The organism is uncultured Campylobacter sp., from assembly GCF_963517995.1.
Classification (GTDB): Bacteria; Campylobacterota; Campylobacteria; order Campylobacterales; family Campylobacteraceae; genus Campylobacter_A.
The window spans coordinates 18,077-39,024 of sequence record NZ_CAUQHQ010000008.1 but is presented as its reverse complement, the minus strand read 5'-3'; the positions used below and the strand labels follow the sequence as shown (position 1 = coordinate 39,024).

At 38.4% G+C, this 20,948-nt stretch carries 19 protein-coding genes and 2 pseudogenes; all 21 read left to right on the top strand.

What is annotated here, in order from left to right; genetic code table 11:
• A pseudogene (locus tag RYL88_RS01890) lies at positions 1-449 on the top strand (glycosyltransferase); the annotation flags it as partial.
• On the top strand, positions 436-1,122 hold the full coding sequence (locus RYL88_RS01885; RefSeq protein WP_314988718.1) for a class I SAM-dependent methyltransferase: 687 nt from the start codon (positions 436-438) through the stop codon (positions 1,120-1,122). The pseudogene RYL88_RS01890 and the gene RYL88_RS01885, both read left to right, overlap by 14 nt.
• Positions 1,122-1,514 (top strand): GtrA family protein, encoded by a 393-nt coding sequence (locus tag RYL88_RS01880; RefSeq protein WP_314988717.1) that lies wholly within the window; start codon positions 1,122-1,124, stop codon positions 1,512-1,514. Before RYL88_RS01885 ends, RYL88_RS01880 begins: the two co-directional genes overlap by 1 nt.
• Positions 1,511-2,644, top strand: coding sequence for a hypothetical protein (locus RYL88_RS01875; RefSeq protein WP_314988716.1), 1,134 nt, complete (start codon positions 1,511-1,513; stop codon positions 2,642-2,644). Before RYL88_RS01880 ends, RYL88_RS01875 begins: the two co-directional genes overlap by 4 nt.
• Positions 2,641-4,767, top strand: a complete 2,127-nt coding sequence (locus RYL88_RS01870; protein WP_314988715.1) for a bi-domain-containing oxidoreductase — start codon at positions 2,641-2,643, stop codon at positions 4,765-4,767. Before RYL88_RS01875 ends, RYL88_RS01870 begins: the two co-directional genes overlap by 4 nt.
• 12 nt (positions 4,768-4,779) lie before the next feature.
• Positions 4,780-6,072 (top strand): hypothetical protein, encoded by a 1,293-nt coding sequence (locus RYL88_RS01865; protein WP_314988714.1) that lies wholly within the window; start codon positions 4,780-4,782, stop codon positions 6,070-6,072.
• Positions 6,069-7,247 (top strand): histidinol-phosphate transaminase, encoded by a 1,179-nt coding sequence (locus tag RYL88_RS01860; RefSeq protein ID WP_314988713.1) that lies wholly within the window; start codon positions 6,069-6,071, stop codon positions 7,245-7,247. The genes RYL88_RS01865 and RYL88_RS01860 overlap by 4 nt, the downstream gene beginning before the upstream one ends.
• Positions 7,171-7,899 (top strand): HAD-IB family hydrolase, encoded by a 729-nt coding sequence (locus tag RYL88_RS01855; protein WP_314988712.1) that lies wholly within the window; start codon positions 7,171-7,173, stop codon positions 7,897-7,899. The genes RYL88_RS01860 and RYL88_RS01855 overlap by 77 nt, the downstream gene beginning before the upstream one ends.
• Positions 7,883-8,755: an oligosaccharide flippase family protein gene (locus RYL88_RS01850; protein WP_314988711.1), complete on the top strand. Its 873-nt coding sequence runs from the start codon at positions 7,883-7,885 to the stop codon at positions 8,753-8,755. Before RYL88_RS01855 ends, RYL88_RS01850 begins: the two co-directional genes overlap by 17 nt.
• Positions 8,756-8,772: 17 nt before the next feature.
• Positions 8,773-9,111 carry a polysaccharide biosynthesis C-terminal domain-containing protein gene (locus RYL88_RS01845; protein WP_314988710.1) on the top strand — a complete coding sequence of 113 codons (339 nt, stop codon included), beginning with the start codon at positions 8,773-8,775 and terminating at the stop codon, positions 9,109-9,111.
• Positions 9,104-9,928 carry a class I SAM-dependent methyltransferase gene (locus RYL88_RS01840; protein WP_314988708.1) on the top strand — a complete coding sequence of 275 codons (825 nt, stop codon included), beginning with the start codon at positions 9,104-9,106 and terminating at the stop codon, positions 9,926-9,928. Before RYL88_RS01845 ends, RYL88_RS01840 begins: the two co-directional genes overlap by 8 nt.
• A 1-nt stretch (position 9,929) precedes the next feature.
• Positions 9,930-10,661, top strand: a complete 732-nt coding sequence (locus RYL88_RS01835; protein ID WP_314988707.1) for a class I SAM-dependent methyltransferase — start codon at positions 9,930-9,932, stop codon at positions 10,659-10,661.
• On the top strand, positions 10,661-11,629 hold the full coding sequence (locus RYL88_RS01830; RefSeq protein WP_314988706.1) for a hypothetical protein: 969 nt from the start codon (positions 10,661-10,663) through the stop codon (positions 11,627-11,629). Before RYL88_RS01835 ends, RYL88_RS01830 begins: the two co-directional genes overlap by 1 nt.
• The gene (locus RYL88_RS01825) at positions 11,626-12,834 is read left to right on the top strand and encodes a glycosyltransferase family 4 protein (protein WP_314988705.1); all 1,209 of its coding nucleotides are present in this window, start codon (positions 11,626-11,628) and stop codon (positions 12,832-12,834) included. Before RYL88_RS01830 ends, RYL88_RS01825 begins: the two co-directional genes overlap by 4 nt.
• A complete protein-coding gene (locus tag RYL88_RS01820) occupies positions 12,827-14,917 on the top strand; it encodes an alginate lyase family protein (RefSeq protein ID WP_314988704.1) in 2,091 nt (696 codons plus the stop codon). The genes RYL88_RS01825 and RYL88_RS01820 overlap by 8 nt, the downstream gene beginning before the upstream one ends.
• A 307-nt stretch (positions 14,918-15,224) precedes the next feature.
• A complete protein-coding gene (locus RYL88_RS01815) occupies positions 15,225-15,578 on the top strand; it encodes a hypothetical protein (RefSeq protein WP_314988703.1) in 354 nt (117 codons plus the stop codon).
• 48 nt (positions 15,579-15,626) lie between these two features.
• Positions 15,627-16,034, top strand: a pseudogene (locus tag RYL88_RS01810) (glycosyltransferase); the annotation flags it as partial.
• 64 nt (positions 16,035-16,098) lie between these two features.
• Positions 16,099-17,187, top strand: a complete 1,089-nt coding sequence (locus RYL88_RS01805) for a glycosyltransferase family 1 protein (protein ID WP_314988701.1) — start codon at positions 16,099-16,101, stop codon at positions 17,185-17,187.
• Positions 17,188-17,198: 11 nt separating this feature from the next.
• On the top strand, positions 17,199-17,897 hold the full coding sequence (locus tag RYL88_RS01800) for a methionine biosynthesis protein MetW (protein WP_314988700.1): 699 nt from the start codon (positions 17,199-17,201) through the stop codon (positions 17,895-17,897).
• Positions 17,894-19,015 carry a glycosyltransferase family 4 protein gene (locus RYL88_RS01795; RefSeq protein ID WP_314988699.1) on the top strand — a complete coding sequence of 374 codons (1,122 nt, stop codon included), beginning with the start codon at positions 17,894-17,896 and terminating at the stop codon, positions 19,013-19,015. The genes RYL88_RS01800 and RYL88_RS01795 overlap by 4 nt, the downstream gene beginning before the upstream one ends.
• Positions 19,016-19,061: 46 nt before the next feature.
• Entirely contained in the window at positions 19,062-20,369 is a 1,308-nt protein-coding gene (locus tag RYL88_RS01790) for a sugar transferase (protein ID WP_314988698.1), read from the top strand.
• The last annotated feature ends 579 nt before the right edge of the window (positions 20,370-20,948 follow it).

The window sequence follows — 20,948 nt, the reverse complement described above, 5'->3', positions numbered from 1 at the left end:
GTAGTAAGGCCATTAGAATGCTGCTTAGTTTTAAGGAAGTCAATTTATTTTTAAGAGGGCTTGTTCTTTTAATTGGACTAAAAACAGAGTATATATATTTTGATGTTAAAGACAGGTATGCAGGTAAATCAAAATATACACTAAAAAAGATGTTCACCTTCGCATGGGACGGCATAACTTCATTTAGCGTGGTTCCTTTAAGATTGATAACGTTAATAGGCTTTATCGTTTTTTTTGTTAGCCTGATAATGGGTGGGAGTGTGTTGTATTCTGTTATTGCTAATAAAACGGTGCAAGGGTGGGCCTCTACTGTTTTACCTATATACTTTATGGGAGGAATTCAACTTATGTGTCTTGGTGTAATAGGCGAATACATAGGTAAAATCTATAAAGAAACAAAAAGAAGACCAAGGTATTTTATAGAGGATATTACTGATGAAAAAAGTTAATTTTGATGAGTACAGTAAAAACTATGACGATATAATGCAAAATCAGCATAAAAAATTCGGCGACATAAAATACTATGCGGAGTACAAGATAAAGATACTAAGCAATATAGTAAAAAGACAAAATCAAAATCTAAAAATACTTGAATACGGATGCGGTACAGGTAGAAATTTACCGTATATAGTAGAAGCATTTCGCGAATCGTCCGTTTTTGGATTTGATATTTCAAAAGAAAGTTTAGAGATAGCAAGGCAAAATAATAAAGAAGTAAAGATTATAGAAACAAATGAAGAGCTGGCTTGCTACAACAGATATTTCGACGTGATTTTTATAGCGGGCGTATACCACCATATAGAACCTGACCTACGAGATTACGTGACATCTAATATATTTAAACTAGCTGCCGATAATTGCAATGTAGCGGTTTTTGAACACAATCCCTACAATCCTCTTACAAGACGCATGGTATCTACTTGCGAATTTGACAAAGATGCTGTTTTGCTATCAAAAAAAGAGTTGCAATCTATTTTTTTTAAAGCCGGATTTAAAGATAACGGTAGCGCATATACGTTATTTTTTCCTCCTATTTTAAAATCGCTCTCTTTTTTAGAGAAATTTTTAAAATGGCTTCCGCTTGGCGGTCAATATTATATTTCGGTAAAGAAATCAGTCTAATGAGTTACGATGTTTCTTTATTAAAGTATTTACTCGTAGGCGTTATTAATACTATATTTGGATATGCGATAATTTTTACTTTACTTTATTTTGGAGTTATTGCGGAAATAAGTAATTTTATCGGCTATTTCGTATCGATATTTATATCTTTTTATTTAAATAAGTATTTTAGCTTTAATGATGATTCAAAAAATAAAATCCAAATATTTAAATTTATAATTTCAATGGGAGCATCATACATTTCGAATTTGGCTATTATGTCTTTCTCCTACCGATTTCTTAACATAAACGCATATACTAGTCAAATTTTAGGCGGTTTTGGATATATCTTTATAGGATATTTATTATCTAAAAATTGGGTTTTTTGCCGCCAAGCTAAGGTTGCAAGATGATAAAAACGATCATGCCGACTAGAATGAACGATATGCAACAAGCAATCGAATGCCTTGATAGGAACGGTATTATCGGCATTGCATATTACGATAAATACGGTTTTGAAAATTTTGCGCGCGGGGCCGATGATAAGGGCTTGTATTTTTTCGCTCAAATTATACATAAATTTTTTAATCTAAATTTAGAACAGATTATTATTTTATTTCATATCGTATTCATCGGAGTCGGTTTCATAGTCTTTTGTATAGGCTGGATGTTATTTTTGAAAACTAATCTTGCAAAAATAGTTTCGGTAGTTGCAGTGTCGATACTTTCCGGATTGGTTTATGCAATAGGCGACGTGTATATTATGTTTTATTTTATGTCGTCTTTCGTGCCGCTATTTTTATATTTGATTGATAAAAATAACAAAAAAAATATTTTTTTTATGTTGGTTATCTTGGCTTACTTTTCGGTAGTATCGCATATTATACGATCCTACTCTTTTGTACCGACTGTTCTTTTTGTTCTGATTTATTTATTTTTTAATTTAAAATCCTCTATAAAATATTACTATATTTCATTTTTAATATTAAGTATTTTTGCCGGCTATGCTTCTTATAAGATATATGAAAATGGCATTAATAATAAACTATTAGAGCTAAACGCGAATGCAAATTTAAATACTAAGCACGTTTTTTGGCATTCGGTATATATAGGCTTCGGTTATGTGGATAACGAATATATACCGCATTATCTCGACGAGGTAGCTATGCAAAAGGTTTATTCGATAGATCCTAGTATTAAGTATTTATCAAAAGAGTATGAAGAGGTATTAAAAAATGAAACATTTAAATTTATTAAAGAGCATAAGATGATTGCGATACAAAATTTTGGTGCTAAATTCGGCGTTATGCTATTATACTTTTTAATTTTTTCAAATATCGGCTTTTATTGTTTTTATGCGTCAAAAAATAAAAGAAATAGGGAATTTTTTCTTCCATGTTTATGCGCCTTGTGTTTCAATGCGATTTTTGGATTCTTGGTTGTTCCTTCTGTAAATTATTTATTAGGCTTCGTATCGTTTAGCGTAATTTTTGCGATATACTACATAAATAATTACATTAATGAAAAAAGGTTTTTAAGATGATGCAAGCAATAGTTAAAAAAGGTAATGTTTTAGCAGAGCAGATCCCTGCTCCGAGCGTTTCAAAGGGATGCGTTCTTATAAAAGTAGTAAATAGCTGTATATCGGCGGGCACCGAGATAAGCGGCGTATCAAATAGCGGCAAAAGCCTGATCAGAAGGGCTTTGGAGCAGCCGGAGAACGTAAAAAAAGTCATCAATATGGTGAAATCCGATGGTATAGCCAGCGTCTATGCGAAGGTAAAAGGCAAGCTTGATAGCGGAAATCCGACTGGCTATTCGCTTAGCGGCGTAGTTATAGCGGTCGGAGAGGGCGTTTTGAATTTTGAAATCGGTGAGCGCGTCGCCGCAGCCGGCGCAGGGCTCGCAAACCACGCAGAATACGTAGACGTACCTAAAAATTTAGTTATGAAAATGCCGCAGGATATGGACTTTGAGCGGGCTTGTACCGTGACGCTGGGCGGCATAGCGATGCAGGGCGTTAGGCGGATCGATCTAAGGCTGGGCGAGACCTGCGTAGTTGTGGGAGCTGGTATTTTGGGGCTTCTTGCGGTGCAGATGCTTAAAATTTCAGGCGTAAGGGTTGCAGTCAGCGATTTTGACGATAGGCGCTTGCAGATAGCAAAGGAATACGGCGCCGAGCTAACTATCAACCCTTCAAAGGAAAATTTGCTAGACGTCGTTTCGTCTTGGAGCGGCGGATACGGCGCCGATGGAGTGCTATTTACTGCCGCTACGAGTAGTAGCGAGCCGCTATCGCAAAGTTTTCAGATGTGCAAGAAAAAGGGCAGAGTGGTGCTTGTGGGCGTTGTCGGTATGCAGATAAATAGAGAGGATATGTATAAAAAGGAGCTTGATTTTCTCATCTCCACATCCTATGGCCCCGGTCGCTACGATAAGAGCTACGAAGAGCAGGGGCTTGATTATCCGTTTAGCTACGTAAGATGGACTGAAAATCGAAATATGAGCGAGTATCTAAGGCTGGTAAATGAAAATTTGATAAAGCTGGATAAGCTCATAGACGCAAAATATCCTATCGAGCAGGTAACGGAGGCGTTTGAGTCGCTGCAGACTTCGCAGAATAAGCCGCTTATGGTTTTGCTTGACTACGGCGAGGCAAATTTAACCGAGCTTGATAGCTATCTAAATCACGATAAAAAAATCATCATAAGTTCCGCGCCAGTAAACAGGGATGTGATAAACGTTGCGTTCGTAGGCGTCGGCGGATTTGCTACCGGGATGCACCTGCCTAATATCTCAAAGCTTACGGATAAGTATAAAATTTACGCGATAATGAATCGAAGCGGACATAAGGCAAAGGCGGTGGCTCAGCAATACGGAGCGAACTATGCTACTTCAAATTTAGACGATATTTTAAACGATAAAAACGTCGATCTAGTGATCATCTCCACAAGGCACGATAGCCATGCGGAGCTTACTTTAAAGGCGCTTGAAGCGGGTAAAAATGTATTTGTAGAAAAGCCGCTTGCAACAAATCAAGATGAGCTTGAAAAGATAAAGAAATTTTACGAAGAAGGAGGCGACAAGCCCGTTTTATTCGTAGGATTTAACAGGCGATTTAGCGTATATGCAGAGGAGATAAAAAAGCACACGAGCGCTAGAATAAATCCGATGATAATCAGATATAGGATGAACGCGGGTTACATACCGATGGATCACTGGGTGCACGAAAACGGCGGCAGGATGGTGGGCGAGGCATGCCACATAATAGATCTGATGACGGCGCTAACGAGAAGCGAGATAGAGAGTATATTTTCGCAGGCCATCACGCCGAGTAATGAAAAATATAGCGCCGAGGATAACAAATCCATCGTTTTAAAATACAAAGACGGCTCGGTGGCAAATATCGAGTATTTCGCAAACGGTAGCAAGGAGCTAAGCAAGGAATTTATGGAGATCCACATTGACGGCAAGAGTATAGTTTTGTATGACTATAAAAGTCTTAAAGGATACGGGGTGGGGGTGAAAGAAATCTCAACAAACGTAAGCCAAAAAGGACAGCTCGAAGAGCTCGAGGCACTATTTGAGACTCTAAAAAAAGGCAAAAGCTGGCCGATAGAGCTTTGGGATATGGTGCAGACGACGGAGATTTCGTTTTTGATATAAAAGGCTAAATTTATGACCGGTCAAATTCACAAAAAGATAAAAAGTAAAATCAAAAATTATATTTTTATCAAGAGAAATTTTAGCGAATATGATAATTTTCAGTGGAAAAGTGCAGAAGAGATAGAGCGTATAAGGACTCAAAAGCTAAAAAATATAGTAAAAAAAGCGGTTGATTTCGTACCTTTTTATAAAAATTTAGATTTAAAAATAGATTTTGAAAATTTTAGCTTAGATGAATTGAAAAAATTTCCGGTTATAAATAAGCAAGTAATCAGAGAAAATTTTAAAGACTTTTGCTCTATCGGATTTGACGGAAAAGCATCTCATACGTCGGGATCTACCGGGACTCCGTTTGAATTTAAAGTCCCATATGAAAGCGATGCAATAGAAAAAATAACGTCAAATAGAGCTTGGGGTATGGGCAAAGATTATACTTATAAAAGCGGTGATCCGATAATCATTTTAAGGACGTATTCGCCAAAAGCAGGCGAGCCGCTTTATAAAATTTCGGGCGATTATTGGTATTTATCCCCGTTTCACATTAACGAGTCAAATTTGGCTTTATATTTATCCGTTATCGAAAAGTCAAAAGCCAAAATAATAAGAGGATACGCAAGTTCCATATATATTTTTACGCTACTTTTAAAGCAAAAAAACATAAAAATACCTCAAATAAAAACTATAGTAACTTCATCTGAGACGCTACTGCCTGCGTATAGAAGCGCAATCGAGGAGTATTGGGGTTTGCCCGTTTTAGACTGGTACGGGCAAAACGAAAGAACGGTAACCGTCCAGCAGTGCTGGGCGGGTAACTATCACAACAATGATGATTACGGGATAGTCGAACTTAGCGATAAAAATGAAATAATAGCCACTTCTCTAAATAACTACGTAATGCCTTTTATTAGATATAATACCGGCGATAAGGCTATACCTTTAGACGGTAAAGTGCCGATTTGCCCTTGCGGTAGGCATTTATCTATCCCTTTTAAAGGGATAGAAGGCAGAAGCGACGATATACTTATCAAGGATGACGGAACGGCGATACCTACGGCAAATTTCTCTACCGCGATGAAAAATTTTAGCGATTTAAGGCAGTTTCAGATAATCCAAGATAAAGATAGAAGCGTGACCTTAAAAGTGGTTTTAGATAATGATTCGAGCCAATACGTAAATTTAATAGCTAGCGAAGTCTATAGAAGGCTTGGAAACATAAAGCTAAATATAGAAAAGGTGCCGCAAATCAAGCGAGACATAAAAACAGGTAAAATAAAAGTAACGATTCAAAAAGGAGAGTTGGTATGATAAAGTTAAATTTAGACGAGCAAAAAATCGCCTCTAAAATAAAAAGATTAAAGGATGCCGCCGGCAGCCATAGCCCTAGTATTTTTACGATTTGCGAGAAGCTTTCCGAGCTTAATATTAAAGTGGACGCTTGCTTTTTATCCAATCCATACGCGACGGAGCTTTTTTTAGATTACCTAAAAAAAGATTTGATCGATACGAATAAACTAAAAGACGTTTTAGAGTTTTATCCGTCGCAAAACGGCGTAATAGCCGACGTCATAAGTAAGTCAATAGACGTAGATAGTAAAAATATCTTTGTGGGAAACGGCGCGATAGAGGTTATCCAAGCCGTGATGCATAATTTCGTAGAAAAAAGGGTGATCGTAAATATCCCTACGTTTTCGTCTTATTACGAGTTTGCAAGGGAAGATACGGAAGTGATTTATTATCAGCTAAATAAAGACGAAAATTTTAAGCTTGATATCCAAAGTTACGTTAATTTCGTTAAGTCTAAAAACCCGGATAGTGTAGTAATTATTAATCCAAACAATCCGGACGGCGGATACATAGAATATAAAGATCTAAGATTTATTTTAAATAATCTTAAAGAGGTTAAAAATATCATAATAGACGAGAGTTTTATACACTTTGCCTTTGAGGATAGCGAGTATAGCTTGATTTCTGCTACCGAGCTTTTTAAAGAGTTTTCAAACGTCATCGTCATCAAAAGCCTATCTAAAGACTTCGGTATAGCGGGCATTAGGGCAGGATACGGAGTAATGGATCAATACAAGGTTGCAAAACTCCTTAAAAACGGATACCTGTGGAATTCTAGCGGACTTAGCGAATACTTTTTTAGGCTTTATAATAGAAGCGATTTTTTTAAAGAATACGAAGAAGTAAGGAAAAAATATATCGCCCATGCGCAAGAGTTTTTTGATGAGCTTTCAAAGATACCTCAAATAAAAGTCTATCCTAGCATGGCAAATTTTGCTCTTATTGAACTGCTCGACGGTAGTACTAGCTCAAATTTCGTTTCAAAGATGCTAATAAAATACGGCGTTTATACCAGGACTTGTAGCGATAAGATCGGATTAAACGGAGAATTTATAAGGATTGCGGCTAGATCGCAAAAAGAAAACGAAATCATCGTTAAGGCTATTAAGGAGATATTTAAGGACGATATTGCATAAGCCCATATTAGCTATTTTTGATTTTTGTGATACGATATTCGACGGTCAATCCGCTACGTTTTTTTTGGATTTTTTGGAATCTAAACTTACGATAGTCAAGAAAATACGCGCAAAAATTATAAAGAAAACGAATAAAATACCCTCATCTGATAGCAAAAGATATAAGGAAAATTTAATGCGGGTATTTTACGGTATCAAAAAAGAGGAGATGGATAAATACGCGGCAGAATTTTATAGTAGCATAGTAGCAAACAGACTTCATAAAAACGCTATAGAAGCTCTTTTAGCGCATAAAAAAAGCGGTCATATTATCGTAGTCGTATCGGGTGGATTTGAGGTATATTTGAGGCATTTTGCTAAAAGTTACGGTATAGATTATTTAATAAGCACGAAGCTTGAGTTTAAAAACGGCGCCTTTACCTCCAAAATCGCAGGCGATGAATGCTTGGGAGATAAAAAAGTAGAGTTGCTGGGTAGAGAGCTAAATTTAAAGGAATTTGATTTAAAAAATTCGTTTTGTTATAGCGATAGTCGTTCGGATATGCCTCTATTTTCGCTAGTCGGCAACAAAGTAGTCGTAAAAAACGCTCAAAATACCGACTGGATAGACGATGGGTTTAAGGTTTTAAAAGTAGATGGAAGTTATGCTTAAAAATTTATTTGCCTCAAAAGTCGCGAAACAAACGCTATTTTTATTTGTAGCGCAGATATTTGGCATGGTTGTAGGTTTTGTATCCAATATGCTTTTAGCCAAACAAATGGGAGCGACTAATTTTGGGGTTTATTCTTTATCTCTGGCTATTATTACGTTTATATCTATATTTTTTGAGTTTGGATATTTCTCTAGCGCCTCAAAGATGCTTGCAAACAACCATGACATAAATTTAGAAAAAAAGATATTTGGCACGTCTATAATAATAGCATGTATTTTATCGGCTTTTTTTATCGTATTTGCGCTCGTGATTTCATTTTTACTCGGAAAAATTTTTAGTGATGAAATAGGACGAATAATTAGAATTTCGTCTTTTATAAGTTGGAGTTTCGTGATTCCATTTTTTATGGAGCTAATATTAAAAGGCAGTAATCACATAGGCTATTTAGCCGGTTTTAATATATTTTCTAAAATTTTATTTGTAGTGTTTTTATCTCTTTTATTTGTTTTTGAGCGCTTAACTCCGTTAAATGCGCTTTTATCTTTTTCTTTATCTTATGCGGTTGCCTTTGCGATATACGCTTATATGCTACGGCCGAATTTTAGCAGTTTTTTTGAAATTCTTAGAGCTATAAATTCGGAAAATAAACGGTATGGAAAATATATTTATAAGGGTAGAATATTTGCCGTATCCGCTTATAATATAGACAGACTTTTAATAGGATATTTTATAGGCTCAAAAGACGTCGGTTTTTATGGACTAGCAAATTCTATGGCGACGCCTATTATTTCAATGTCTGCGGCAATGGGTAGTAGCGTATTTAAAACATTAACGAATAGTAGCAAACTATACTAAAAGCAAATTTAGCCTGGGTGCTTTTATCATTTTTTTTAACCAATACGCTTGGATATTTGATTATAAATTTTTATTTAAAAGAAGAGTATGACGATGTATTATTTTTACTACTTCTGACTTCTGTCGGGTATTGCGTAAAGGCGCTTTATCAACCATATAATGCTTGGATAGTTGGTCAAGGATACGGAAAAGAAGATCAAAAAATGTCATACGGAATGGCCGCTATTAATTTATCGGGAAATATCATTTTTGTACCGATGCTTGGCGTTATAGGTGCGGCGCTATCAAGCATACTTGCTTCTTTTTATTATTTGTATGCATCTGTGTATTTTGTAAAAAGGATTAGTAATGGATAATAATACATTTGACGACATTCACGATTCTGCTTTAGACGGATGGGGTTTTTCATTTAGGAGAAGTCAGCTATATAGATTTAAAAAATATCTTGATATGCTGATAAAAAATAATATAAAAGGTAAAATTTTAGAAATCGCGTGCAGTACCGGGTTTTTTACGAATTTAATGTCCAATTCCATAAAAAATATCGAGATAAAAGCCGTTGATATATCTCAAATAGCAATAGATAAAGCTAAAAAAAAATATCCTAATATCGACTTTAGCGTTCAAAAGTTACCTGACGTAAATTTTGAAGGAGAATCGTTTGACTGCGTCACGGCTATAGAGGTCTTATCTTATCTGGATAATGAAGGACGGATGCAATCAATGGCTAACATCCGCAATATACTCAAAGACGACGGTTACGCTATCATATCCGTAAATATAGGCGAAAAGCCTTACTTTAAACTAGATGAAATTAGAAATTTAGTATCTGATAAATTTGAGATAATTTATGAAGACGGGCTATATATAAAAACATATTACAAATATATAGAAACGCCTATTTGGATTATTTTAGATATGTTTTCGTCTTATAAAAAAATAATAATAAAACCGACAGACGGTTTTTTAAAAAGAAGCTCGAAAAATATATTAAATTTTACGATAAAAAATAAGATAGTATTTTATACCATAGGTTTTTTGATTAGAAAAATCTGTATAGGCGCATTGTATTTTATGCCTATATATATTATCGAAAAGGTGTCAAAATTTATATCAAAAAACGAGCAAGACGTCTATATATGTTTATGTAAAGCTAGAAAACGAGAGGGTTGAGATGACTACGCAAGAGAAAATTTTGGACCGATATAAAGAAATAAGAGGCGATTTTATAGATACTAAAGACGAGAAGCTCAGGCAAGAGTTTTTTGATAATCTCTTAAAATATAACTATTTAAAACACATAAATCCATATATAAACGGCAAAATTTTAGAGATCGGTTGCAATAAAGGCTATATGTTAAAAGCATTGCAAGGTTTGGGTTTTCAAAATTTACACGGTATAGATTTGTCTAATTCCGACTTGTCGATAGCTAAAAATAGAACCGGACTAGATACGCTAAAACAAGAAAACGCTTTTGATAATTTAAAATATAATAAATACGACCTTATACTGTGTAAAGACGTTATGGAGCATATACAAAAAGATAAGCAAGAGGAATTCGTAAAAGAGATATATAACTCGTTAAATATCGGCGGGACGGCAATCATCCAAGTTCCAAATATGGACTGGATGATGTCTAATCATGAAAGATATATGGACTTTACTCATGAAGTAGGCTATACCAGAGAGAGCCTTGCGGATATTTTTAGGCTATATTTTGCCGAGGTAGAAGTGCTTCCGGCCTCATATATATTTAGAAATAGCAAGAAAAAGATCGTCGTTTCGCTAGTAAGAAGCATTATGATTAAATGTATAAGATTTGCTTTAAGGATACTTGGAGAAGGCGCAAGCGATGTTTGGTTTGAACACAGAGAGATAATGGTTGTAGCAAAAAAAGACAAATAATGAAGCAAATTTTAATAACCTGCGATACCGAGGTCGGAGAACTGCATGCAAATAGAGCCGATGCGTTTGAGATTTTTATAAAAGGCGAGACTGACGGCAAGGAAGTCGGCGTAAATCTCATAAACGATCTGGCGAGCGAATATGGCGCGGTAGTGGAGCATTTTGTGGATGTGTATCCTTATGAAAGATATGACGAGTGTAAATTTGAGCGGTTATGCGGCGATATCATCCATGGTGGACACGGCGTAAATTTACACACTCATCCGTCCGGCGGATACGATAAAAATAGAAAATTTATGTGGCAGTATAGCGTAGATGAGCAGACAGAGATTATAAATTTCGGCAAGCAAAAGATAAAAGAGTGGATCGGTATAGATGTCTTGGCTCATAGGGCCGGTGGATACGGCGCCAACGACGATACTATCCGGGCCTTAAAATTTAATGATATTTTTATAGACAGCTCGTTTTTCTATAAAAACGGAAATTGCAAGATAAATTATGACTATATAAATAAAGTGTCCGAAAAAAACGGCGTATTACAACTGCCGATTAGCGTTTATGAAAAGCAAAAACGTTATAGTTTTATAAATACAAAAAGTAGTTTTCAAAAATTTGATTTTAGATACGGCTCTAGCGCGGATGAAATATTAAGAGCGATTGATTTAATGCCTAAAGATTGCATAATAACGCTTTTTTTACATAGTTTTAATTTTTTAAATTTAAAATATAATTTTAAAAGCGGGCGGTATGTCGATATAAGCATAAACGAGGGTTTAATAGGCGAGTGCAAAAAACTTTTGGGGGGAATCGCGGGCAATAAAGAGTGTAAATTTACGTCGATAAAAGATTTAAATTTAAGCTCTTTAAGCTACTCGGACTATGTGCCAAAGATTAGCGTAAACGCCGAAATACTAAAGCCCGCGATGGATAAATTTAGGCTAAAATTTATGCAGATAGGCGATATATGATGAAAATACTTTATCTAAGGACGCTTTATTGGTTTGGGCTAAAAGCGGGCGGCTCGGTAGGGCACACGGCAGGCGTTATAAACGCTATGGATAAAAAGGTACGGCTAAGCGTCGTTTCAAATGACGAACTTTGGGGGGTTAATAAAGAAATAACCGTCGTAGAGCCTATAAAATTTCCTTTTATCCCAAAAGACGTTCTTGAGTTTTTTTATAATTTTAAAATAATAAAGCATTGCGCCGATTTGGAGGCTGACGCGATATATCAGAGATATAGCGGATTTAGCTTTTGCGGGGCGTATATAGCAAAAAGAAAAAAGATACCGTTTGTTTTAGAGTTTAACTCGTCTGACGTTTGGAAAATTAAAAATTGGAAAAATAACGATACTCTTTTTAAGCGAATTTTCAAGACTATTTACTACAAAATTTTTAAGTTACCTATCGTTTGCGCGATAGAAAGTTATAATCTAAAAAATGCTAAATGCGTAGTTGCCGTATCGGAGGCGTTAAAAGATATCCTTTTAAATTTAGGCGTAGACGAGGGCAAAATAATCGTAAATCCAAACGGAATAGACGAAAATAAATATAATCCGCAGGTAAGCTGCGAGGACGTAAAGCAAAAATACGGTCTTGAAAATAAAATCGTAATCGGCTTTATAGGGACGTTTGGTCAGTGGCACGGAGCCGAAAATATCGCGCACGCTTACGGCAAGCTACTGCAAAAATATCCCGAATACAAAGAAAAAACCAAGCTTTTTATGATAGGCGACGGCATCAGGATGCCTGAGGTCAAAGAACGAATTTTAGAATATAATCTAAAAAAAAATGCGGTATTAACCGGCCTAATCCCGCAAGAACAAGGAGCGAAATTTCTAAGCGCGTGCGATATCTTGGTTAACGCCACCGTCCCAAACCCCGATGAGAGCGAGTTTTTCGGCAGTCCTACCAAGCTGTTTGAATACATGGCTATGGGCAAAGCCGTAATATGCAGCGATATGGCTCAGATGTCTGAAATTTTGGAGCACGGCAAAACCGCCTATATGGTAAAACCGGGATGCGTAGACGCACTAGAAGCCGCCATGAAAGCGCTAATAGACGATGCTTCGCTAAGGGCGTCTATGGGCGCAAACGCCGCAAAAGAAGCCCTACGAAGGTATACGTGGGATAAGCACGTGGATAAAATTTTAGAGGCCGTAAATAATGGGTAAAATTTTTTATTATCTTAAAAAAGCTAGATCAATGCCGCCTGATGCGTTGTGCGCGAAAATCATTAATAAAATTTTAAATTTAACTAAAAATAAAATCCAAAAATTGCGCGATATGTCCGGCGATACCCGTATTAAATTTAACGTTTCGCCGGTACGAATAAGCTACGTAAATTTACGAGAACTTGACGTTTCAAATATAAATTTAGACGTCGCGAGATATCTATCTAAAATGTATTTGGAGCATAAATCCGATCTGCTGGGTAGCGGGTGGGTAAAAAATAGCTATGATAGCGCGGCGCTAGGGCTTGAGGGCTACAAATACGATATGAACGTCGCGGCGCCCGCGAGCGCGCCAGAAGACTACGAGCCGATCGATTGGCAAAAGGATTTTAAAAGCGGCTTTCGGTGGGATGAAAAAAAATGGTACAAAGACCAGCGTATAGCCCATAGGCCCGGCAGCGATATAAAGGTGCCGTGGGAGCTTGCGAGGCTTCAACACTTGCCGCAGCTTGCTATTTTTGCGGCGGCGGATCCGAGTTTAAAAGAGCGAAATTTAAAAGAATTTAAAGACCAAATTTTAGATCTTATCAGCAATAATCCGCCTAGAATGGGCGTAAACTGGACCTGCACAATGGATGTTGGCATTAGGGTGGCTAATATGCTGGCGGCTTACGATATGTTTTGCCAGATGGATGAGGGCGGAATTTTAGATGCGGATTTTAAACAGACCTTTTCAAATAGCGTCTACGAACACGCGTTTCATATAGTAAATAATCTCGAATATTCGCCGCATCTTACGTCAAATCATTATCTAAGCGACATCGCGGGCCTGCTGTTTGCGTGCGCATATTTGGACGTCGGCCGAGAGACGGACGCGTGGCTGGCGTTTGCCGTGCAAGAAGTAATCAGCGAAATGAGAAAGGAATTTTATGAAGACGGCGGAAATTTCGAGAGTTCTACAAGCTATCACCGCCTAAGCGGCGAGCTGATGGCGTATAGCGCGGCTTTGATACTGGGTCTAAAAAGCGAAAAAATTTCGTCGCTAGAAAATTACGACGCAAAGCTTTGGCGCAAAAAGCCAAAACTATTGCCGCCGGACGAGCAGGAATTTAAAATTACAAACGGGCAAATAGCGCTGCCGCAGTGGTTCGTGGACAGGCTGTATAAAATCGGCAGATTTACCGCCGACATTACAAAGCCAAACGGCGAAGTACCGCAATTTGGCGATAACGACAGCGGCAGGTTTTTTAAATTTAGCCCAAACGGCGAGTTTTTGAGCAACGAACAAGCCGCGCGAAAATATCTAAATTTAAGCGGCTTTGCGGGCGGCAACGAGCCGTTTTGGGACGAAAATATCTTAAACCACTCCACGCTAATTAGCTGCATGGGCGGGATTTTTGACGATGAGATATTTAAAAACGGTTTTTGCTTTGAGAGAAGTTTTGTTCGCTCGCTTGCCGGGCGTACGCTACAAGCAAGCGATAAAACATACAAAAGCCTTATCGCCTTAGGCGTGAAATTAGGCGAACTGCCACACCGAAAAATGATGGAATTTAAAATTGCGAATTCGCAAGAGATCAAAAATATATTTTATCCGGACAGCGGGATTTTTATCTTTAAATCCAGCAAATTTTACCTCGCCGTCTGTGCTACGCCGCTTGGGCAAAGGGGTCACGGCGGACATACGCACAACGATAAGCTGGGCTACGAGCTGTGGATAGAGGGACGCGACATAGCGAGAGATCCCGGCACCTATCTTTATACTCCGATCCCTGGCATAAGAAATGAATTTAGAAGCGTCAGAGCGCACAACGTGCCGATTGTGGACGATTTGGAACAAAACAGTTGGAGGGAGGGGATAGCGGGATTATTTGGTATGCTTACAGATTGTAGGTGTTTCGTAATGGATTTTGGAGAAAATTTTATAAGCCTCGCCGCCGAATACAAAGGCGTAAAGATAATTAGAAAATTTGTGATAAAAGAGGATAGATTGGTGATTACCGATACGGCAAACAGGGAATTTTATTATAGTAAATTTGAGCTATACTCAAACGGATACGGGAAACTTACGAAAAATGTCTAAGAAAATACTATGGTGTGGAAATTCGTATTACGGTTCGCCGTTTAAAGTCGGTTGCAATTATTACAGCGAATTGCTAGCTAAGGAGGGAAACAAAGTTTTATTTATCGCGCCTCCCGTTTCGCCGTTTCATGATAAAAATAACGAAGCTATTAGACTCGCTCAATCAAAAAAAGGCGTACATAAAATTTTTGAAAATTATTTTATATACACTCCGTTCGCTCTTATTCCGCCGTTTAAAAGGTTACCTTCCGTTTTTTATCAGGTTATAAAAACGTGGCATATTTTTACTATACCGAACTTAAAAAAAATGCTTAAAAATTTTGATTTTTTAAACGTAGATATTTTAGTTATAGATAATTTTGTGTTTTTGCCTATAACGGATATCGTAAAATATAATAAACTAATCGCTAGAGTTACCGATAGATTAGACGGCTTTGACGTAGGCGCGGCAGCTATCAAAGCAGAGGAGTATCTGATAAAAAAAGCCGATAAAACGATATATACGTCATCTAGCCTTAAAAGCTATATAGAGAAATTTAACAAAAACTGCTTTTATGTCCCAAACGGGGTTGATTTTAACAAATTTCAAAAAAAGTACGATAAGCCCGAATTTTTTTATGAGATTAAAAGCCCAGTTGCCGTTTATGTTGGCGCTATCTAGAACTGGTTTGATTTTGATTTACTAGATTATGTAGCTAGCGAGCTAACCGATGTGCATTTTTTAATAATCGGAACCGTAAAATTTAAATCTAAAAATTTTGAGCAAATAAAATCTAGAAAAAACATTACCTTTTACGGGAAGGTCGATAATGATGCGGTGGCTCCTTTTTTGAAATTTGCAGACGTCGGCATAATCCCGTTTAGGTTAGATATGGATTTGGTTCACTCTATAAGTCCGTTAAAGTTATACGAATACTCGGCGGCCGGACTTTATACGGTAGCGACTAAATGGCGAGAGCTAGAGCAGCTAAATAGCCCTGCTTTGTTAGCTGATTCAAAAGAGGATTTTGCGACGTGCGTAAAAAAAGCCGTAGCCTTAAAGCAAATAGGTGGGAGCGAAATCGTAAAATTTGCAAAGGATAACGATTGGGAAGAAAAAATACGACTTATTATTTAAGATTTGATATAATTTTATTTGAAATATCATTAATTTTAAACTATAAGGTAAAACTAGGATGGCTATGCGTAAAAAGATAGCAATCGACTTTCGCATGCACAAAGCATCCGGAATAGGTACGTATATAAAGGGTTTACTACCGTTTTTAACGGAGAAATTCGAGGTTATTTTACTAGGTACGGAGGCTGAGATAAGGGAGTACGCATGGAGTAAAAACGTTAAAATTTTAGAGTGCGGGCGGGAAATTTACTCTTTGGACGAGCAGATTTGTTTGTCGGTAAAGATTCCTAAATGCGATATTTTTTGGTCTCCTCACTACAATATCCCTATCTTGCCCATAAGGGCTAAATTTAGAGCGGTTACTATCCATGATGCGTTTCATTTGGCTTTTTACGATACCTTAAATTTTATGCAAAAGATGTATGCCAAGATGATTTTTAATCAAGCTTTAAGCAGAAGCGACGTCGTCTTTAGCGTTTCGGAGTTTTCAAGAAGCGAGATATTAAAATATACGAAAACGGATAAAAATATTTTTGTCGTACCAAACGCTATAGACGAGAGACGTTTTAATAACCGCTACGATAGCACCGTTTTGGAGGCGGCGGCAAGAGAATATAAACTTCCGGAAAATTTTATTTTATTCGTAGGAAACGTAAAACCTCACAAAAATTTGAAAAATTTATTGCTTGCGCTAGAAAATACGGAGTTAAATTTGGTGATAGTGGGAAAAAGAGACGGCTTTATAACTAGCGATAGCGATATTTTGGAGATTATAGAGAAAAATAATCTCACAGAGCGTATATTTTTTACCGGCTATGTTAAGGACGCCGACATCGCCGCTATCTATAATCTAGCAAAATTGTTCGTCTTTCCGTCTTTATACGAGGGGTTTGGTATTCCGCCGCTTGAGGCGCAGGCCTGCGGTTGCCCGGTAGTGTGCTCAAACGCCGCTAGCCTACCTGAAGTTTGCGGGGATAGCGTTTTGTATTTCGATCCGCATAACGTAGAAGATATAAGAAGTAAGATACAAGCCGTTTTAAACGATGAAAATTTACGAAAAGAACTTTGCGTTAAGGGTTTTGAAAATATTAAGCGATTTAGCTGGGAGCGCTCTGCTAAACAAATCATAGAAATAATGAAAAAACTAAGATAAGGAACCGTAAAATGATAGACAGAAGCCTAAACTACGGACGACATATAATAGCTGATTTTGCCGCTAAAATAGGGCATTACGAAACCGTGCTGGATATCGGCGCGGGCAAGGGCGATGATTTGGCGATATATAAAAGTAAATGCGATAATGCTAGGCTTTTAGCCTTAGAAGGGTATGAGCCAAATGTCGCAAAACTAGCCGCAAGAGGCATCGAGGTCTTTTCGCACGATCTTGAGCGAGATAAATTTCCTTTCGAGGATGAGAGCCTGGATATCGTGAGCGCAAATCAAATTCTAGAGCACGTCAAGGAGATATTTTGGATATTTCACGAGATAGCTCGTACGCTAAAAGTAGGCGGGCATTTCGTGCTAGCGGTTCCGAATTTAGCCAGCTTTCACAACAGAGCCTTGCTGCTACTAGGCAGGCAGCCTACGTCTATACAAAATCACTCCGCGCACGTTAGAGGCTATACTAAGCCCGATTTGATGCGGTTTTTAAAAATTTGGGGCGGTTTTGAGCTAGTAGATTTTCAAGGAAGTAATTTTTATCCGTTTCCGCCCTGCATCGCAAAGCCGCTAGCTAGAGCGTTTCCTCAGACTGCTTGGAGTATCTTTTTGCTGCTTAAAAAGACCAAGGAGTATGAAGGCGAGTTTATAAAATGGCCGATTGAAAAATCGCTGGAAACTAATTTTTATCTGGGCAAAAAATGAAAAAAGCACTAATCCACGACTGGTTTAGCACCTACGCAGGCGCAGAAAAATGCGTCGAGAGTTTCACGAATGTTTGGGACGATTTTGAAATTTACGGCCTTATCGATTTTTTAAGCGAGCGCGACCGAGACAAAATTTTAAAAGGCAAGCGAGCGCATACGAGCTTTATTGGTAAGTTGCCCTTCGCAAAGAGCAAATACCGCAATTACTTGCCGCTATTTCCGCTCGCGATCGAGCAGTTTGATCTAAGCGGCTACGACGTCGTGCTTTCTAGCTCGCATGCCGTGGCAAAAGGAGTTTTAACGCACTCAAACCAACTCCACATCGCATATATTCACACGCCGATTCGCTACGCGTGGGACTTGTATCATCAGTATCTGCGCGAAAGCGGGCTAGATAGCGGTTTAAAGGGCGTGCTGGCAAAGTATTTTTTACATAAAATTCGCATTTGGGACGCCGCCAGCGCAAACCGCGTAGATCACTACGTCGCAAATAGCCGATATATCGCGCGCCGTATAGAAAAAATCTACGGTAAGCCCAGCGACGTCATCTATCCGCCCGTAGACGTGGATAAATTTACGCTGTGCGAAGCTAAAGAGGAGTTTTATCTAACCGCCTCGCGAATGGTGCCGTATAAAAAGGTAGGCCTCATCGTCGAGGCGTTTTCGCAGACGGATAAAAAGCTAGTAGTCGTCGGCGATGGACCCGATATGGCTAAAATCAAATCAAAAGCGGGCAAAAACGTCGAGCTTTTGGGCTTTGCGGACGATGAGGCGATGAGGGATCTCATGGGGCGGGCTAGGGCGTTTGTTTTTGCCGCCGAGGAGGACTTCGGTATCACGCCCGTAGAAGCGCAAGCATGCGGCACGCCCGTGATCTGCTTTGGTCGCGGCGGCTCTCGCGAGACGGTGATTGACGGCGAGAGCGGGTTATATTTTATGGAGCAAAACGTAAAAGAGCTGCTTGATGCGGTGGCTAAATTTGAGCAAAATCGCGATAAATTCGAACCCGTAAAAATTAGGGAAAATTCGCTAAGATTTTCGCGCTCGCGCTTTGAGGCCGAGATCAAAAGCTATGTCGAGAAAAAATACGAAAAATTTAAAGAAAAAGTAAAATAGTCGCTACCAAGCGCGAAATTTGCGCGGCGCGTATCTGGATGGAAAAATGAAAAAATATCTTTGTAAAGCGATACTTCTTTTGGTCGATCTTTTGGCTATTTGGGTGTCTTTTGGTATAGCTGTCGAGCTTAAAAATTTATTTTACGGCGATCACGTGCTACTTGATATATCCAAGTATCAGGGCTTTGGCATCGCTTATGCCTTGATGATAGCCTTGTTTTTTTATCAGGGGATTTACGCTAGGAGGTATGATTTTTGGCACGAGTGCGCCATAGCGGTAAAGAGCTGTTTTTTTGGGCTTTTGCTTACTTTAGCCGCGCTTGCCTTGCTAAAGATAAATTATGATTTTTCAAGAGCCAGCTTGATTTTAGGCTTTGGCTTTATGATTTTTATTATCCCGGCCTTTAAATTTATAGCTAAAATTTTGCTCTTTAAACTCGGCTTTTGGAAAAAGAAGGCTAAAATTTTAGGCGAGAACGAGGAATTTGAGCTGGCGATTTTTGAGGATAAATACCTCGGCTATATTCGCGCGCAGACTGAGTATGAGTCGCTTTTTATAGGCGGCAGCGGCATGGGCGCGCGCGAGCTAAATGAGCTAATAGAGCAAAATATCAAGGAAAATAAAGAGATTTTATTCACGCCCGTGCTTAGAGGTTACGATTTTACGCAGGCTCATATTTACAACCTATTTAACTCACGCACGAGCCTTTTTGCGATACACAACTCTTTGCAGAGTAAATTTAACGTTGCGCTAAAAAGAGGGCTTGATATATTTTTGATAGTTATGGCTTTGCCGCTTTTGATTCCGATTTTTTGCGCGGTCGCGGTCGCTATGAAGATAAGCGAGCCAAGAGGCAAGATATTTTTCTCGCATCAAAGGATGGGGCTAAACGGCAAGCTGTTTGGGTGTCTTAAATTTCGCTCGATGAGAGAAAACGGAGCCGAAATTTTAAAAGAGTATCTTGAAAAAAATCCGCAAGAAGTAGAGTATTTTGAAAAATTTCATAAATACGAAAACGATCCGCGCGTAACTAAACTCGGAAATTTCCTCAGAAAAAGCTCTCTTGACGAGCTACCTCAACTAATCAACGTCTTAAAGGGCGAGATGAGCATCGTAGGCCCTCGCCCGTGCGCGCAGTACGAGCGCAAAGACATGGGACGATACGCCGAGCTGATCTTGGCGGTTTTGCCGGGGATTACCGGCATCTGGCAGGTTAGCGGTAGGAGCGACGTAGACTTTGAGACGAGGGCTCGGATGGATGCGTGGTATATGAAAAACTGGTGCATCTGGAACGATATCGTGATAATCATAAAGACTTTTAAGGTTGTTTTAATGCGTAAAGGCGCAAGCTGATTAAACTACGCAGCTAGTTGGATATTATAAGGCGCGGCCATAGGGTAAAATTTTGCCTTAGCGAGGATATAAAGCGCGGTAGGAAGTTAAAATTAGCTACGTCTATGTTTCGCGTCAACCGTAAATTCTGGGTATCTTGCTGCTATTCGCCCCGCCTAAATCTCTATAAAAATGCTTTCGGTCTAGCTAAAATATTAGCAAGGGCAAGTTTTGCCCGAAATTTAATCCAAGCGTAAAATTTGCCTTACCGCCTAAAGCTCATTTGCGGTTAAATTTACGCTCTAGCTTTGGCTTAGCTCGGCGATTTTGGTATTAGTTTCGCGCCAAGACTCGGCCCGTAAAAGTAAAAGCGACTAATAAGAGCTATGCCGTAAATTAGGCCGCCTATCAAAATGCCTGCCAGGCGAGAGAAGAAGGTAAAATTTGGCTAAGGTACGGCAAAATCCATAACTTTAAGGCGTTTATTTGCTTATTTTTGGCCGAATTTGACGAATATTTACTGAAAATCGCGCCAAATTTGTGCCCTTGCGCGTTTTGGTGTATTTTTGGAATTATCTTTAGCATAAAACGCCGCGTTTG

Bases quoted from the DNA above. Each gene is read 5' to 3' on its own strand.
- RYL88_RS01885 (WP_314988718.1), top strand. From the start codon at position 436: ATGAAAAAAGTTAATTTTGATGAGTACAGTAAAAACTATGACGATATA.
- RYL88_RS01880 (WP_314988717.1), top strand. From the start codon at position 1,122: ATGAGTTACGATGTTTCTTTATTAAAGTATTTACTCGTAGGCGTTATT.
- RYL88_RS01875 (WP_314988716.1), top strand. From the start codon at position 1,511: ATGATAAAAACGATCATGCCGACTAGAATGAACGATATGCAACAAGCA.
- RYL88_RS01870 (WP_314988715.1), top strand. From the start codon at position 2,641: ATGATGCAAGCAATAGTTAAAAAAGGTAATGTTTTAGCAGAGCAGATC.
- RYL88_RS01865 (WP_314988714.1), top strand. From the start codon at position 4,780: ATGACCGGTCAAATTCACAAAAAGATAAAAAGTAAAATCAAAAATTAT.
- RYL88_RS01860 (WP_314988713.1), top strand. From the start codon at position 6,069: ATGATAAAGTTAAATTTAGACGAGCAAAAAATCGCCTCTAAAATAAAA.
- RYL88_RS01850 (WP_314988711.1), top strand. From the start codon at position 7,883: ATGGAAGTTATGCTTAAAAATTTATTTGCCTCAAAAGTCGCGAAACAA.
- RYL88_RS01840 (WP_314988708.1), top strand. From the start codon at position 9,104: ATGGATAATAATACATTTGACGACATTCACGATTCTGCTTTAGACGGA.
- RYL88_RS01835 (WP_314988707.1), top strand. From the start codon at position 9,930: ATGACTACGCAAGAGAAAATTTTGGACCGATATAAAGAAATAAGAGGC.
- RYL88_RS01830 (WP_314988706.1), top strand. From the start codon at position 10,661: ATGAAGCAAATTTTAATAACCTGCGATACCGAGGTCGGAGAACTGCAT.
- RYL88_RS01825 (WP_314988705.1), top strand. From the start codon at position 11,626: ATGATGAAAATACTTTATCTAAGGACGCTTTATTGGTTTGGGCTAAAA.
- RYL88_RS01820 (WP_314988704.1), top strand. From the start codon at position 12,827: ATGGGTAAAATTTTTTATTATCTTAAAAAAGCTAGATCAATGCCGCCT.
- RYL88_RS01815 (WP_314988703.1), top strand. From the start codon at position 15,225: ATGCTTAAAAATTTTGATTTTTTAAACGTAGATATTTTAGTTATAGAT.
- RYL88_RS01805 (WP_314988701.1), top strand. From the start codon at position 16,099: ATGCGTAAAAAGATAGCAATCGACTTTCGCATGCACAAAGCATCCGGA.
- RYL88_RS01800 (WP_314988700.1), top strand. From the start codon at position 17,199: ATGATAGACAGAAGCCTAAACTACGGACGACATATAATAGCTGATTTT.
- RYL88_RS01795 (WP_314988699.1), top strand. From the start codon at position 17,894: ATGAAAAAAGCACTAATCCACGACTGGTTTAGCACCTACGCAGGCGCA.
- RYL88_RS01790 (WP_314988698.1), top strand. From the start codon at position 19,062: ATGAAAAAATATCTTTGTAAAGCGATACTTCTTTTGGTCGATCTTTTG.